At 70.2% G+C, this 15,033-nt stretch carries 11 protein-coding genes and 1 pseudogene; 7 read left to right on the top strand and 5 right to left on the bottom strand.

The genetic code is table 11. The annotated features are described in order from the left end of the window. Positions 1-26 precede the first annotated feature (26 nt). From A9X03_RS11470 to A9X03_RS11460, 3 genes are all read left to right on the top strand, one after another. Positions 27-875 carry a L,D-transpeptidase family protein gene (locus A9X03_RS11470; protein WP_067888218.1) on the top strand — a complete coding sequence of 283 codons (849 nt, stop codon included), beginning with the start codon at positions 27-29 and terminating at the stop codon, positions 873-875. A 166-nt stretch (positions 876-1,041) separates the two neighbouring features. After that, positions 1,042-1,629, top strand: coding sequence for a TetR/AcrR family transcriptional regulator (locus tag A9X03_RS11465; protein ID WP_067761333.1), 588 nt, complete (start codon positions 1,042-1,044; stop codon positions 1,627-1,629). Beyond that, a complete protein-coding gene (locus tag A9X03_RS11460; RefSeq protein ID WP_067782670.1) occupies positions 1,626-3,869 on the top strand; it encodes a molybdopterin-dependent oxidoreductase in 2,244 nt (747 codons plus the stop codon). The genes A9X03_RS11465 and A9X03_RS11460 overlap by 4 nt, the downstream gene beginning before the upstream one ends. Here the strand turns inward: A9X03_RS11460 and A9X03_RS11455 are convergent. After that, positions 3,853-5,838: a M13 family metallopeptidase gene (locus A9X03_RS11455; protein ID WP_067754982.1), complete on the bottom strand. Its 1,986-nt coding sequence runs from the start codon at positions 5,836-5,838 to the stop codon at positions 3,853-3,855. The two genes, A9X03_RS11460 and A9X03_RS11455, sit on opposite strands and share 17 nt — an antisense overlap. 41 nt (positions 5,839-5,879) lie before the next feature. On the opposite strand from A9X03_RS11455, the gene A9X03_RS11450 reads away from it, so the two are divergent. Both A9X03_RS11450 and A9X03_RS11445 read left to right on the top strand, forming a co-directional pair. Next, positions 5,880-6,530, top strand: coding sequence for a hypothetical protein (locus A9X03_RS11450; RefSeq protein ID WP_067754979.1), 651 nt, complete (start codon positions 5,880-5,882; stop codon positions 6,528-6,530). Next, positions 6,527-7,210: a hypothetical protein gene (locus tag A9X03_RS11445; RefSeq protein ID WP_067754977.1), complete on the top strand. Its 684-nt coding sequence runs from the start codon at positions 6,527-6,529 to the stop codon at positions 7,208-7,210. The genes A9X03_RS11450 and A9X03_RS11445 overlap by 4 nt, the downstream gene beginning before the upstream one ends. Here the strand turns inward: A9X03_RS11445 and A9X03_RS11440 are convergent, their stop codons facing one another. Together A9X03_RS11440 and A9X03_RS11435 are read right to left on the bottom strand one after the other, a co-directional pair. Continuing rightward, a complete protein-coding gene (locus A9X03_RS11440; protein ID WP_067754974.1) occupies positions 7,211-7,735 on the bottom strand; it encodes a helix-turn-helix transcriptional regulator in 525 nt (174 codons plus the stop codon). It lies immediately after the preceding gene. After that, a complete protein-coding gene (locus A9X03_RS11435) occupies positions 7,732-10,779 on the bottom strand; it encodes an efflux RND transporter permease subunit (RefSeq protein WP_068261094.1) in 3,048 nt (1,015 codons plus the stop codon). The genes A9X03_RS11440 and A9X03_RS11435 overlap by 4 nt, the downstream gene beginning before the upstream one ends. Before the next feature lie 360 nt (positions 10,780-11,139). On the opposite strand from A9X03_RS11435, the gene A9X03_RS11430 reads away from it, so the two are divergent. After that, a complete protein-coding gene (locus A9X03_RS11430) occupies positions 11,140-11,658 on the top strand; it encodes a hemophore (RefSeq protein ID WP_068261091.1) in 519 nt (172 codons plus the stop codon). Here A9X03_RS11430 and A9X03_RS11425 read toward each other — a convergent pair. Next, positions 11,655-12,824, bottom strand: a complete 1,170-nt coding sequence (locus A9X03_RS11425; RefSeq protein WP_067754965.1) for a TIGR00374 family protein — start codon at positions 12,822-12,824, stop codon at positions 11,655-11,657. The genes A9X03_RS11430 and A9X03_RS11425 overlap by 4 nt on opposite strands. Positions 12,825-12,969: 145 nt before the next feature. Here A9X03_RS11425 and A9X03_RS11420 point away from each other — a divergent pair, with 145 nt between their 5' ends. Further along, on the top strand, positions 12,970-14,118 hold the full coding sequence (locus A9X03_RS11420; RefSeq protein ID WP_067782661.1) for an AI-2E family transporter: 1,149 nt from the start codon (positions 12,970-12,972) through the stop codon (positions 14,116-14,118). Between the two features lie 3 nt (positions 14,119-14,121). On the opposite strand, the pseudogene A9X03_RS11415 reads toward A9X03_RS11420, so the two are convergent. Next, positions 14,122-14,967: pseudogene (locus A9X03_RS11415) on the bottom strand (MMPL family transporter); the annotation flags it as partial. Positions 14,968-15,033 lie beyond the last annotated feature (66 nt).

The following is a 15,033-nucleotide window of genomic DNA, read 5'->3' as shown; positions in this document are numbered from 1 at the left end:
GCGTCGGCGGAGGCCTCGGCGAGCTTCTGGTCGGCGTCGTCGCCGCCCTCGGCCACGGCGCGCCGGCTCCGCCGCCAGCGCCGGCCCCGCCGTGGATGCCCCCGGCGGCCCAGCCGGCCGCGGCATCGGCGGACGGGCAGAACCCCACCCCGTTCACCGGCACGCCGCCGTTTGGGCCGCCCTCGTTCGTCCCGAAGACCGGCTCGACGGTGGGCGTGGCCCAGCCGATCATCATCAACTTCCCGGGAACGGTGGAGGACGCCGGTGCCGCGATCAACGCCGTGCATGTCTCGTCGGTGCCGCCGGTGCCGGGCAAGTTCTACTGGATGACCCCGACCCAGTTGCGGTGGCGCCCGATCAACTTCTGGCCCGCGCACACCGCGGTGACCGTCGACGCCGGCGGCACCGTGACCAACTTCCAGACCGGGGACACGCTGATCGCCACGGCCGACGACTCCACCCACCAGCTGACCATCACCCGCAACGGCACGGTGGAGAAGACCTTCCCGATGTCGATGGGCATGACGTCCGGCAATCACCAGACGCCCAATGGCACCTACTACGTGCAGGACAAGAAGGCCTCGGTGGTGATGGACTCCTCCACCTACGGGGTCCCGGTCAACTCGACCTACGGCTACAAGGTGACGGTCGAGGACGCGGTCCGCTTCGACAACGTCGGCGACTACGTGCACAGCGCGCCATGGTCGGTCGACGACCAGGGCAAGCGCGACGTCAGCCACGGCTGCATCAACATCAGCCCCACCAATGCCAAGTGGTTCTTCGACAACTTCGGCCCGGGTGACCCGATCGTCGTGAAGAACTCCAGCGGCGGCAATTACAAGAAGAACGACGGCTCCGCCGACTGGATGAACTAACCTCCCAGCCCGGCAGCCCCCGCAAGCGGGAGGTACCCCCAGCAAAATCGCCCATCCCGAAGAGGAATTGGGCGATTTTGTGTCTGCTCGCGAGTGTAAGTGGGGGCTTTCGCGGGGCGCGCGATTATGTATAGCATCATACATACTGCCGACCCGAGGAGCGCCGATGCGCAGTCCACGCGAGCGGATGGTGATCTCCGCCGCGCTGCTGATCAGGGAGCGGGGCGCCCACGCCACCGCGATCTCCGATGTGCTCGAGCACAGCGGCGCGCCGCGAGGCTCGGCGTACCACTACTTCCCCGGCGGCCGCACGCAACTGCTCTGCGAGGCGGTCGACTACGCCGGCGAACACGTCGCCGGGGTCATCGCCGAAACCGACAGCGGAGCTCAGCTGCTGGACACCCTGATCGACAAGTACCGCCGCCAGCTGCTCGACAGCGACTTCCGCGCGGGCTGCCCCGTGGTCGCGGTCTCGGTGGAAGCCGGTGAGGAAGACGGCGAACGCATGGCGCCGGTCGTCGAGCGTGCGGCGTCGGTGTTCGACCGCTGGACCGACCTGATCGCGCAGCGCTTCATCGCCGACGGGATACCGCGCCCGCGTGCCGCGGACCTGGCGATGCTGGCCACCACCGCGCTCGAGGGCGCGATCGTGCTGGCCCGGGTGCGCCGCGACCCGGCTCCCCTTGACGTCGTGCACCGCCAGCTACGCGACCTGCTGCTGGCCGAGGCGACCAGAAAGGACGTCCCGCGATGACCGGAGAATGGAAGTCCACCGCCTGCATCCTCTGCGAATGCAACTGCGGCATCGTCGTCCAAGTCGAGGATCGCCGGCTGGCCCGCATCCGGGGCGACAAGGCGCACCCGGCGTCGCAGGGGTACACCTGCAACAAGGCCCTGCGGCTGGATCACTACCAGAACAGCGGCGCTCGCCTCACGTCGCCGCTGCGCCGCCGCGCGGACGGCAGCTTCGAGGAGATCGATTGGGACACCGCGATCGTCGAGATCGCCGAGGGTTTCAAGCACATCCGGGACGCCTACGGCGGCGACAAGATCTTCTACTACGGCGGCGGCGGGCAGGGCAACCACCTCGGCGGGGCGTACAGCGGCGCCTTCCTCAAGGCCCTCGGGTCGCGCTATCGGTCGAACGCGTTGGCGCAGGAGAAGACCGGCGAGGCGTGGATCGACGGGCAGCTGTACGGCGGCCACACGCGCGGCGAATTCGAGCACGCCGAAGTGTCCGTCTTCGTCGGGAAGAACCCGTGGATGTCACAGAGCTTTCCCCGGGCCCGGGTGGTGCTCAACGAGATCGCCAAGGACCCGGCCCGGTCGATGATCGTCATCGATCCCGTCGTCACCGACACCGCCAAGATGTCCGACTTCCACCTGCGGGTGCGGCCCGGCACCGACGCGTGGTGCCTGGCCGCGCTGGCGGCCGTCCTGGTGCAGGAAAACCTTTGCAACGAAGCGTTTCTGGCCGAGCACGTGCGCGGCGCCGACGCCGTCCGCGCCGCGCTGCGCGAGGTGTCCGTGTCCGACTACGCACAGCGGTGCGGGGTCGACGAGGAGCTGTTGCGCGCGGCGGCCCGCCGCATCGGCGCGGCGGCCAGCGTCTCGGTGTTCGAGGACCTCGGGGTGCAGCAGGCGCCCAACAGCACGCTCTGCTCCTACCTCAACAAGCTGCTGTGGATATTCACCGGCAACTTCGCGAAAAAGGGTGGCCAGCATCTGCATTCGGCATTCGGACCGCTGTTCGGCCAGTTCTCCGGCCGCACGCCGGTGACCGGCGCCCCGATCATCGCCGGGCTGGTGCCCAGCAACGTCGTGCCCGAGGAGATCCTCACCGACCACCCGGACCGATTCCGGGCCATGATCGTGGAGAGCAGCAACCCCGCCCACTCGCTGGCCAACTCGGCGGCCTGCCGGGAGGCCTTCCAAGCGCTCGAACTGATGGTCGTCATCGACGTCGCGATGACCGAGACCGCCCGACTCGCACACTACGTGCTGCCCGCGGCCTCCCAGTTCGAGAAGCCCGAGGCCACCTTCTTCAACCTGGAGTTCCCGCACAACGCTTTTCAGCTGCGCCGGCCGCTGCTCGAGCCCCTGCCCGGAACGCTGCCCGAACCCGAGATCTGGGCCCGGTTGGTGCGGGCGCTGGGCGTGGTGGACGACGCGGACCTGCGGCCGCTGGCCGAGGCCGCCCAGCGCGGCCGGCGGGCCTACACCGAGGCGTTCCTCACCGCGACCGCGAACCCGACGGTCGCGAAGCTGCTGCCCTATGTCCTCTACGAGACGCTCGGGCCCACGCTGCCCGACGGCCTGCGCGGCGCGGCCGCCCTGTGGGGGCTCGCCCAGAAGGCCGCGCTGACCTATCCCGACGCGGTGCGCCGCGCCGGCCACGCCGACGGCAACGCGCTGTTCGACGCGATCCTCGACACCCCGTCCGGGGTGACGTTCACCGTCCACAACTACGAGGACGATTTCGCGTTGATCAGCCACGCCGATCACAAGATCGCGCTGGAAATCCCGGAAATGCTCACCGATTTGGCGGCCCTGGCCCAGGCGCCACCGCGGCTCACCACACCGGAGTTCCCGATCGTGCTGTCGGTGGGCGAGCGCCGCGCCTACACCGCCAACGACATCTTCCGCGACCCCTCCTGGCGCAAACGCGACGCCGACGGGGCGCTGCGAGTCAGCGTCGAGGACGCCCAAACCCTCGGGCTCGCCGACGGATGTCGCGCCCGCATCAGCACCGCGGCCGGCAGCGCCGAGGCCACCGTCGAGATCACCGAGACCATGCTGGCCGGGCATGCGGCCCTGCCCAACGGTTTTGGGCTCGACTACGTCGACGGCGACGGGCAGACCGTGACACCGGGCGTCGCCCCGAACGCGCTCACCTCGACGGAATGGCGCGATCCCTACGCGGGCACGCCGTGGCACAAGCACGTGCCCGCCCGGATCGAAGCGGTCGGCGTGCCCGTCAGTTCCAGATCCTGACCCGCCGCTGCGGCTCCAGGAACAGCGCGTCGTCCTCGGCGACGTCGAACGCCTCGTAGAAGGCGTCCATGTTGCGGATGACGCCGTTGCAGCGGAACTCCGGCGGTGAGTGCGGATCGGTGGCCAACCGCCGGATCGCTTCCGCCGGGCGGGATTTGGTGCGCCACACCTGCGCCCAGCCGTAGAACACCCGCTGCACGCCGGTGAGGCCGTCGATGACGGGTGCGTCCTGGCCGTCCAGCGACAGCTGATAGGCCAGCAGGGCGATCGACAACCCGCCCAGGTCACCGATGTTCTCCCCGACGGTGAACGCGCCGTTGACGTGGTGACCGGCGTCCAACCCGCGCGGCGTGTACGCCTCGTACTGCTCGATCAGGGCCTTGGTGCGGGCGCCGAATTCGGCGCGATCGGCGTCGGTCCACCAATCCACCAGGTTGCCGTCGCCGTCGTACTTGGCGCCCTGGTCGTCGAAGCCATGCCCGATCTCGTGCCCGATCACCGAGCCGATCCCGCCGTAGTTGGCGGCGTCGTCGGCCTCGGGGTCGAAGAACGGCGGCTGCAAAATGGCTGCGGGAAAGACGATTTCGTTCATCCCCGGGTTGTAGTAGGCGTTGACCGTCTGCGGGGTCATGAACCACTCGTCCTTGTCGACCGGACCGCCCAGCTTGGCCAGTTCGCGGTCGTGGTTGACCGCATAGCCGCGCCGAAAGTTGCCGTACAGGTCGTCGCGGTCGATCACCAGCGCGGAGTAGTCCCGCCACTTCGCCGGGTAGCCGACCTTGGCGACGAACTTGTCCAGCTTGGCCAGCGCCCGCTCCCGGGTCTGCGGCGTCATCCAATCCAGCTCGTTGATGGACAGCCGATAGGCCGCCTTGAGGTTGTCCACCAGCGCGTCGATGCGCGCCTTGGCCCCGGGCGGGAAATACCGCTCCACATAGATCTTTCCGACGGAATCGCCCATCAGGTTCTCCACCAGTGACACGGCCCGCTTCCAGCGTTCCCGGATCTGCTCGGCGCCGGTGAGCAGCCGGCCATAGAAGTCGAAGTCCGCGGCGACCAGCTCGTCGGTCAGCCAGGACGCCCGCGCGCGGATCAACCGCCAACGCGCCCAACGCTTCCAGTCCTCCAGGTCGCCGGTCGCCCACAGGTCGGCGAATGCGGTGAGGTAATCCGGTTGCCGCACAATGACTTCCGCGAACGCCTCCGGTGTGCCGCCGAGCGCGGTCGCCCAGCCGACCCAGTCGAAGCCCTTGCCCTCGGCCTGCAGGTCCGCGAAGGTCCGCAGGTTGTAGGAGAGCTCTGCGTCGCGTCGCTTGACCACGTCCCAGTGCGCGGCGGCCAGCTTGGTTTCCAGCGCCACGATTCGGGCCGCCGTCTCGGCGTGCGTTTCCGCGGCGCCGCCGTACACCAGGGCGAACATCCGGGCGATGTGCCCCGGGTAGGCCGCGAGTACCTCGGCGTGCCGCTCTTCGCGGAAATAGGACTCGTCGGGCAGCCCGATGCCGGACTGGGTGACGTGCACGAGGTACCGGGCGGAATTCTTGGCGTCGGTGTCGATGTACATCGCGAGGCCGCCGCCCACCCCGGTGCGCTGCAGCGCGCCCACCGCCGCCGCCAACGCGTCCGCGTCCGCGGCGTCGTCGATCGTGGCCAGCTCGTCGAGCAGGGGTTGCAGGCCGCGCCGCTCGATGGCCGCCTCGTCGAGGAAGCTGGCGTACAGGTCGCCGATGCGTTGTTGGTCGGTGCCCGCGGCGGCGCCGGTCTCGCTGGCCTCGACGATCAGATCGCGCACCTGCTCCTCGGCACGGTCGAACAGGTGCCGGAACGCGCCGTCGGTCGCACGGTCCGCCGGTATGTCGTATTCGGCCAGCCAGCGGCCGTTGACGTGTCCGAACAGGTCGTCTTGGGGGCGGGTGTCGGCGTCGACGTGGCTCAGGTCGATGCCCGAGCGGATGGCCTCTACAGTCACCCCGCCATCCTTCCATCTTTGTCGGGTGCGACGATCGGGCCATGTCCGACGGCCAGCGAACCGAGCCAACCAACGAGCAAGTCGCGGAGGCGGAGGACGCCGACGCCGAGGAATTCCGTGACGACGACGCCGCAGGCGGCCCGATGTTCTCCGCGTACGGCATCGCGTCGGCCGTCCTCGGTGTGCTGTCGGTGGCGGCGATCGTGTTCGGGTTCTTCCTGTGGTCGGGGCACCGCGACGACACGGGCGAACGCCGCTACCTGTCCCGCGTCATGCAGACCGCCGCCGAGTGGACCGGGGTGCTGATCAACATGAACAGCGGCAACGTCGACGGCAGCCTGCAACGGCTGCACGACGGCACGGTCGGCGAACTCAATACCGACTTCGACGCCGCCATGCAGCCCTACCGGCAGGTGGTGGAGAAGCTGCAGTCCAAGAGCGCCGGGCGAATCGACGCGGTGGCCGTCGAGACCGTGCACCGTGACCTGGACACCCAGCCCGGTACGTCCCGGCCGGTGGTGACCACCAAGCTGCCGCCGTTCGCCAGCCGGTTGGACGCGGTGATGCTGGTCGCGACCTCCGTCAGCGAGAACGCCGGCGCCAAACCGCAGACGGTGCACTGGAATCTGCGCCTCGACGTGGTCAACGTCGACGGCAAGCTGATGATCTCGGGGCTGGAATCGATCCGATGAGAAACCTCCTGCGCCTGCTCGCGTTCGACATCCTGGCGCCGCTGGCCGCGGTGGCGGCGTTGCTGGCGATCGGGCTGGTCCTGGGCTGGCCGCTGTGGTGGGTCTCGGCGTGCTCGGTGCTCGTGCTGCTGATCGTCGAGGGCGTCTTGGTCAATTTCTGGCTGCTGCGGCGGGATTCGGTCAGCGTCGGCACCGACGACGACGCGCCGGGGCTGCGGTTGGCCGTCGTCTTCCTGTGCACGGCCGCACTGGTGGCCGCGGTGGTCACCGGTTACACGCACTGGACGCGGTCGGACCGCGTCTTCAAGGACGACTCCCGCGACGTGGTCCGGGTCGCCACCGGGATGGCGGAGGCGATGGCGTCGTTCACCCCGGGCGCCCCGGACAGCTCCATCGACCGGGCGACGGCGCTGATCGTCCCCGAGCACGCAGCCGCCTTCAAGGAGCAGTACACGAAGTCCAGCTCCGAACTGGCCCAGCACAATGTGACCGCGCAGGCCGCCACGCTGGCGGCCGGGGTCGAGGCGCTGGGGCCGTCGGCGGCCAGCGTCGCGGTGATCCTGCGGGTCACCCAGAACGCGCCGGGCCAACAGCCCAGCCAGTCGGCGCCCGCGCTGCGCGTGGCGCTGACCAAGCACGGCGACGCCTGGCTGGTGTCGGACGTGCTGCCGATCAGGTGATCAGTTGGAGTCTGCCGAGCGCGTCGACTTCACCTTGACGAACCGGTCCGAGAGCCGGCGCATCCGGATCATCAGGGCGGCCGACGGGCTGGTGCTGCCGTCCAGGTAGGCGGCGAGCTCCGCGGCGGTCACGCCGATGCGCGAGGCGAATTCCTGCTGCGCCAGGCCGGAGCGGTCGATGAGCAGTCCGACGTGGCGGGCCACCTCGGCGCGTTCGTTGGCTTCCAGGTGGGTGCGGGCGCGTTCGAGCACCTCCCACAGCGCCTTGGAGATGCCGTAGGGCCGGGTGCCTTCGAGCACCTCTTCGACCTGGCGGGCGGTGCGGCCGTACGGGTCGCGCTTCAACGCCGCGGCGATCCGCTTCCAGGTGGCGATGTCGCCGCCCTGCAGCGCAGCGCGGATGGCGGAGGTGGGCCAGAACTCCACCGGCTGGTCGGGGTCCGGGGCGGGCGCGGCGTCACGCCTGCGCGGCTCGGTCGCCGGCCGGTGGGGCGGTGCGGGGCGTCGGTCAGGTGCCAACGTCACCTCGCCTCCTCCAGCATCGCGACGGCCACCGAGAGGCAGCGCTGCCTGATCTCCTCCCAGTCCGAGCGGGCGTCGGTCTCCGACCCCTGCTCGTCGTTGAAATCACAGGGATCCGGATCAGCGAGTCGACGGACCAACTGGGTGGCGATCCATTGCCGCCTGGGCGACTGACAACAGTAGTACCTGTCCATGCCGGCCAGCACCACAGCGGCGGTCTCGGGCTCCAACGTTTCAACCATATCGGCAAAGTCGGCGTAATCGCGTTGGCTGTTACGGCTCATGATGAGGTAGCCCTTGAGGCGCAGCGTCTCGGCGCCGGTCGGGACCAGCAGCCGGTCGCCGGTGGGCAGCTGCACGTGGGTGGTTTCGACCGGGCAGCGGCGCTCGTAGACGGCCCGGTCGGCGGCCTCGGTCTCGCTCTCCAGCGCGTCGATGGCGACGGAGAGCCGCCCCCGCCACAGGGTGACCGGGTGGACGGGCCGGTCCGCCCCGACGATCGCCTTGGCGATGCCGTTGCGCGAGGTCAGCCCGCCGACCAGTTTCTTGGTCCCCGAGGAGCCGTTGGTGTGGCCGTTGCTGCCGTTCTTCCGGTCGGCAGCGCCGGCCGCGACACCCGCCCTCTCGTCGTCGATGTCGACCTGGTGGGGGATCTGACCGGGGTCCCGGCCGCGCTCGGTGTCGGCTCCCTCCGGCTGGGCGCCCGGCCTTTCCTTGCCGTTGCGTCCGCAACCGGTGAAGGCCAGCGGGTCGGTCACGCAGATGGCGTCGGGCGCCAGGTGCTTGAGCTTGGCCGCCGACTTGAGCACCATCCGCAGGTCGGCGTTCGGCGCCGTCAGCGCCGAGATGTCGTCGGGGATGACCACCACGTCGCCCAGATCGACCTCCGGCAGGGGCCGGTCGAAGTCGACCGACGGCAGCACCCGGGACAGCCACGGCGGGATCCACCAGTTCCACTGGGCGAACATGGCCATCAGCGCCGGCACCAGCACGAGCCGCACCACCGTGGCGTCCACCGCGATCGCCACCGCGCAGGCGACGTCGATCTCGGCGACCAGCGGCATGCCGGCGAACGCGAAGCCGATGAAGACCGCGATCATGATCAGGGCCGCGCTGGTGATGGTGCGGGCGCTGGTGCTCACGCCGTACGCCACCGCGTCGCGGGTGTTCCCGGAGTGCAGGAAGCGTTCGCGGATGCGGGTCAGCAGGAAGATCTCGTAGTCCATCGACAGCCCGAAGGTCATCGCGAGGACCAGCGGGGGGACCGTGCTGTCGATCGAGCTGATCTGGGCGAAGCCGAGGTCCTTCAGCCAGCCCCACTGGAACACCATCACCAGGCTGCCGTACGCCGCGGCGACCGACAGCAGGGTCATCAGCACGCCCTTGAGCGCCAGGAACACCGAGTGGACCGACACGAGCAGCATCACGAACGCGATCAGCGCGACGATGGCCAGCACCAACGGCTCGGTCTTGGACACCTGGTCGTCGAAGTCCTTGATCAGCGCGGTCGGGCCGCCGACATCCACGCGGGCGGTTCCCCGGTCGGGCACCTTGGGCAGCTGCGCGCGCATCCAGCCGACGGTCTCGCGGGCGCGCATGTCCTCGGGGTCGACCGTCAACACCGCGGAGAGCAGGGCGCTGCCGTTGTCCTCGGCGAATTGCGGCGGCGCGACGGACACGATGTTGGGCGCCTGCGTCATGCGCTGCCGGATTGCGGCGATGGTCTGTCCGTGCTCGGGTGAGGCGGCACCGCCGTCGGGGAAGGTGATCAGCACCCGGATCGGGCCGAGCGCGCCGGGGCCGAGCGCCTCGGCCGCCGCGCCCACGCCGGCGCGGATCTCGTGCGAGGAGTCGAACTGGCGCAGCAGGCTGTTGCCGAGCACCATCGACGACGCCGGCGCGGCCATGACGAGCAGGACCAGCGACGCCCCCAGCGCCGACATCCACGGCCGCCGCATGACCCAGCCGATCCAGCGGTTCCAGAACCGCGATTGGCCGCCCTCCGGTCCGCGCGACCAATGCAGGAACGCCGACCGCTTGGCGGCCGACCGGCCGAAGGTCGCCAGCGCCGCCGGGGTGAGCGTGGTCGACGTCAACATCGCGACCGCGACGGCCAGGATCGCTCCGGTCGCCATCGACTTCAGCGCCGGCGTGTTGATCACGTAGATACCGGTGAGCGAGGCGACGACCGTCATCCCGGACAGCACCACGGCCAGCCCGGAGGTCGCCATCGCCGCGTCGACCGCCTCCTTCGGCTCGCGGCCGGAGCGCAGCTCCTCGCGGAAGCGCATCAGGATGAACAGCGAATAGTCGACGGCGAGCGCGATCCCGAACATCGACACCGTCGAGGTCACGAACACCGACATGGTCGTGTAGGCCGACAGCAGGTAGACCAGGCCCATGGTGACCACGACCGTGCAGATGCCGAGGGCCAGGGGGATCGCCGCGGCGGCGAGCGAACCGAAGACGGCGAGCAGGACGATCAGGATCACCGGCAGGTTCCAGCGCTCCGCGGCGGCGATGTCGTGCTTGGTGTTCTGCGCCGCGGCGGCCGACAACGCACCCTGCCCGATCACGTACAGGCGCACCCGGCCGTCCGCGGTCTGGCCGGCCTGATCGCCCTTGACCCCGACCTTGGTGCGCAACCGCTTGGCGACGTCGCTGGTGTTGCGGGAATCCAGCCGCAGCGACAACACGTACGGCCGGTCGGGTTGCGGCGGCCGCTGGGTGGGGTTGGGCACCTCCGAGACGCCGGGCACCTCGGCGGCGGTGCGCCTCAGCAGCGCGACGGCGTCGTTGATGTCGGCGTAGCTGGCGTCCGGGCGGGGCGCCGCGACCAGGGCGAGCGAGGACGACCCCTGGTCGTGGTACAGCTCCTCGAGCTGGTCGTGGACGAGCAGCGACTGCGAACCGGCCACCTCGAAGCCGCCGCCGGTCAGGTTCCCCGACTGCGTCAAGGCCAGATAGACCGCCGGAACCAACGCCAGCAACCAGCCCGTGAAGACCAACCAGCGGTACTTACGCAGGCTGCGGCTGAGGCGCATCATTAACTGCTGGATTTCTTCACTCCCCGTGTTTCGCTTAACGCGTGCTGGCGAGAATACCGCAGCGGCCTGTGGATGATGTCAGCTTTCTGGTTCCTGAGCTGCAACGACGGGCTTGTTGCCAAGACGCTGCCAAGTCGTTGTGAACCGGTTACCGGCGGGATTTTCCTCACACGGGTGCACGCGCGCTGGCAGGGCGCACGCCGGCGATGGCAGGATGTCGGGTGGCCGGCGGGGCCCCGGGGAACTCCGCGATTCGACGAGGCCGTCCACAGCAGCCGTTTGCGGGCGTCGGTGCTGCGCGTGACGCCGCAAATCGTAAGGAGTTTCGATGACCAGAGGCACCGCGACCGGGCTCGCAAGATGCGCCGCAAGATCGTGGCCGGGCTGATCGCCACCACCGTGCCGTGCGCCGCCCTGGCCGTCCTGGCTGGGCCACCGGCGACGGGCGCCAGCGACCCCTGCTCGGCCAGTGAGGTCGCCCGCACGATCGGTTCGGTCTCCAAGTCGATGGGCGACTACCTGGACTCGCACCCGGAGACGAACCAGACGATGACCTCCATGCTGCAGCAGCAGGCGGGACCCCAGTCGATGACCGGCCTGAAGTCCTACTTCGAGGCCAACCCGAAGGTCGCCGGCGACATGACGTCCATCGCCCAGCCGTTGACCAACCTGTCGCTGCAGTGCAAGCTGCCGATCTCGCCCACCCAGGCGATGGGCATGATGCAGCAGGCGCAGGGCGCGGCCGGTGGGCTGCCCGCGCTGCCTGGCAACGCGGCGGGCGCGCTGCCGCTGGGCGGCAACCCGGCGGCCACCGGGCCGGTCCCGCCGGCGGCGGCCAATCCGTTGTCGGGGCCGCCGCGCGGCAACACCGCCGGCTAGCTCCCGGTTTCAGGGCTCCGGTCGGGCGGTAGCGGGCCCTGCAGGGCGGTCTCGGTCGGATCGTCGGCGGCCGGGTCCTGCGGCGCTCCGGGCGCGGGTTTCGGCGTCGCCTCCTCGTCGTCCGGCACCGCGACGTTCTCGGTCCGGAACACGAAGAAGAACACCACCCAGCCGATGGCGGAGATGAGCAACCAGCTGATCAGCCGGTAGATCAGCATGGCCGAGATGGCGTTGGGCAGCGACATGCCGCTGGACACCAGACCCGGCACCAGCACCGCCTCAACGACCAGGAGGCCGCCGGGCATCAGCGGGATGGTGCCGACGGCCCGCGCGGCGGCGTAGGCCACCGTCAGCCCGGCGACCGAGGCGTGATCGCCTGCGGCGTAGGCCGCGAACCCGAGACAGGCCACGTCGGCGACCCAGTTGAACATCGACCAGCCGAACGCCACCCCCATGTCGCGCCGGCCCAGGCTCACCGACTCCAGCTGCGCCAGCGTCTCGCGCCACTTGGCCAGGCCGGTGTCCGCGGGCCTGCCGCGAACGGAGTTGACCCACGACAACACCCGGCAGCCGATCCCGTCGATCAGCTCCGGCCGCGACGCGACGGCCTGGGCGAGCAGCAGCAACGCCACGAAGCCGCCGAGGGTGAACAGCAACGAGAACGGGTTGTTCTTCGCGCCGAGGAAGAAGGCCCCGCCCAGCCCAAGCAGCGCCAGCCCGACGGCCTGCAGGACGCCCGCCATCACCAGCTGCCACGACGCCACCACTGTCGAGGCGCCCCAAATCCGTTGCTGCCGAAGCAAAAACGTCGCCGACAACACCGGGCCCCCGGGCAGCGTGGTGCTCAGCGAGTTGGCGGCGTAGACGGCGGCCTCCGACCGCAACTGTTTGACGTGCACGCCGGCCGAGCGCAGCAGCGTGCGCTGGATCTGCGCGAAGCTGTGCATCGACGCGGCCGACGCCACCACCGACGCCAACAGCCACCACCAGTTCGCCTCGTACAGGCTCATCCAGGCCTTGGCCAGCTGATGCCAGCCCAGCGCGACCTCCACGGCAAGCACGACCGCGACGATCCCGAGGATCAGCCAGCGCACCCACCAGTACTTCCCGCGCGGGGCCTCTTCGCGCGGGAAGTCGAGATTGCGGGCGGGTGCGTCGTGCGGCACGTGATTTAGGGTAACGGTGCAGGTGGCGCGGGCATCGCCGCGCGGCGCCGACCGTGTCGCCGTCGTAACCGGATCGTGCCGACGCGGCCGCGCGCCGGCGCCGCGCGCACGTTTGGCGGTGCCCCGCGCCGGATAGGCTCACCCCATGCCGGCAAACACCGACGACGCTTCGGTCGAACCCATCGTCCGCAAGACCGCAGCCTGGGCCTGGCGTTTGCTGGTCATCCTCCTCGCGCTGGTCGCGCTGCTGTGGGTGGTGAAGAAGCTCGAGGTGATCGTCGTCCCGGTCCTGGTGGCGCTGCTGCTCAGCGCGCTGTTGCTGCCGGTCGTCGACTGGCTCGACCGCCGCGGCCTGCCCCGCGGCGGCGCGGTGGCCCTGGTGTTGCTCGGCGGCTTCTCCATCCTGGGCGGCATCCTGGCGTTCGTCGTCAACCAATTCGTCGACGGTCTGCCGGGCCTGACCGACCAGGTCACCCGCAGCATCGAGTCAACCCGGCGGTGGCTGATCCACGGGCCGGCGCACCTGCGCCGCGAACAAATCGACAACGCCGGCAACGCCGCGATCGAGGCCCTGCGCAACAATCAGACGAAGCTGGAAAGCGGCGCCCTGTCCACCGCGGCGACCATCACCGAACTGGTCACGGCGGCCGTGCTGGTGCTCTTCACGCTGATCTTCTTCCTCTACGGCGGCCGCAACATCTGGGCCTACGTGTCCAAGATCTTCCCGGCCGACGTCCGGGACCGGGTGAGCGAGGCGGGCCGGGCCGGCTACGGGTCGCTGACCGCGTACGTGCGGGCCACCTTCCTGGTGGCGCTCACCGACGCGGCCGGGGTCGGCACCGGCCTGGCGATCATGGGCATCCCACTGGCGCTGCCGCTGGCCTCGCTGGTCTTCCTGGGCGCGTTCATCCCGCTGATCGGTGCCTTGGTCTCGGGTCTGCTGGCCGTGGTGGTCGCCCTGCTCGCCAAGGGCATTGTGTACGCACTGATCACGCTCGGCCTGCTGATCGCGGTGAACCAGTTGGAGGCCCACGTGCTGCAGCCGCTGGTGATGGGCCGCGCGGTCTCGATTCACCCGCTCGCGGTGGTGCTCGCCATCGCCGCCGGCGGCGTGCTCGCGGGAATCGTCGGCGCGCTGCTGGCGGTCCCGACGGTGGCGTTCCTCAACAACGCGTTCCAGGTGCTGTTCGCGAAGGATCCGGCCGCCGAGGCCGAGAAACAGACCGAGGAGGCCGACGAGGGTGGCGCGATCGTCCAGGCGGAGCCGGACGAGCCGGCGACCGCGTCGGACTGATCCCTACAACCGGCCCTCGCGGCGCAGCAGGTCCTGGGCGGACAGGCCGCCGCCGGAGCGTCGGCGCTGGCGCGCGTCGCCGTTGTCTCCCCGGGAGTTCATCTTTTCCGTGGCCGCGTCGGAGTCGTCGCCCTCGGGCCGCGGAAACGCGGTGGTGGGTTCGGCCGCGTCTTCCGCATCGTCAGAGCGGTTGGCGGGCACCGGAATCGCGCGCGTCTGGCCGCTGGACGGCGGCGGCGGTGGCGTCGCGGGGGTGGTGGGCCGTGGCGGCGCCGACGGCGCCGCATTGGCGGGCCGCTCGTGGGCGGGGGCGGAGTTCGGCACCGCCAGCCTCGTCGTCTGAGCCTCCGTCGGCTGGCCCGGCCGGGCCTGCACGCGCGCGGCGTCGCCGGGGGGCGCCGCAGGGCGCATCGCCGCGCCTGCGGGCGCTTCCGCCGCGGGTTCGGGCGGAGCCGGCCGCGTCGCCCGGGACGGCTCGAGGGCCGCGGGGTGGGTGGGGTCGTGTGGCGGGCGTGGCCCGGCGGCGACCAGGCTGGCCGCCACCGGCGGTCGCGCGGGGCGGCCGTTGAGCGTCGGCCGCTTGCGCTCGTCGGGCAGGTCGATCTCGCCGAGCCCGATCCGGTTCTGCAGCCGCCTGGCCCAGCGCGGGGCCCACCAGCAGTCGTCGCCGAGGAGTTTCATCACCGACGGCACCAGGAACATCCGGACCACGGTGGCGTCCAGCAACAGCGCCGCCATCAGGCCGAACGCCAGGTATTTCATCAGCACCAGGTCGGAGAACACGAAAGAACCGGCGACCACGGCCAGCACCAGCGCGGCCGCCGTGATCAGGCGCCCCGTCGTCGCGGTGGGCTTCGGTCTGGCCACCGACTACGAGGTGTTCCTGGTGTCCCGCATGGTCGAGGCGCGCGAACG

The sequence above is a fragment of the Mycobacterium sp. E1715 genome (assembly GCF_001667625.1).
Taxonomy (GTDB): domain Bacteria; phylum Actinomycetota; class Actinomycetes; order Mycobacteriales; family Mycobacteriaceae; genus Mycobacterium.
This window is presented reverse-complemented; position numbering and strand designations above follow the sequence as displayed.

Excerpts from the sequence above, each read along its gene's own strand:
- A9X03_RS11465 (WP_067761333.1), top strand. The coding sequence starts at position 1,042 with ATGCGCAGTCCACGCGAGCGGATGGTGATCTCCGCCGCGCTGCTGATC.
- A9X03_RS11460 (WP_067782670.1), top strand. The coding sequence starts at position 1,626 with ATGACCGGAGAATGGAAGTCCACCGCCTGCATCCTCTGCGAATGCAAC.
- A9X03_RS11450 (WP_067754979.1), top strand. The coding sequence starts at position 5,880 with ATGTCCGACGGCCAGCGAACCGAGCCAACCAACGAGCAAGTCGCGGAG.
- A9X03_RS11445 (WP_067754977.1), top strand. The coding sequence starts at position 6,527 with ATGAGAAACCTCCTGCGCCTGCTCGCGTTCGACATCCTGGCGCCGCTG.
- A9X03_RS11435 (WP_068261094.1), bottom strand. The coding sequence starts at position 10,779 with ATGATGCGCCTCAGCCGCAGCCTGCGTAAGTACCGCTGGTTGGTCTTC.
- A9X03_RS11430 (WP_068261091.1), top strand. The coding sequence starts at position 11,140 with ATGCGCCGCAAGATCGTGGCCGGGCTGATCGCCACCACCGTGCCGTGC.
- A9X03_RS11420 (WP_067782661.1), top strand. The coding sequence starts at position 12,970 with ATGCCGGCAAACACCGACGACGCTTCGGTCGAACCCATCGTCCGCAAG.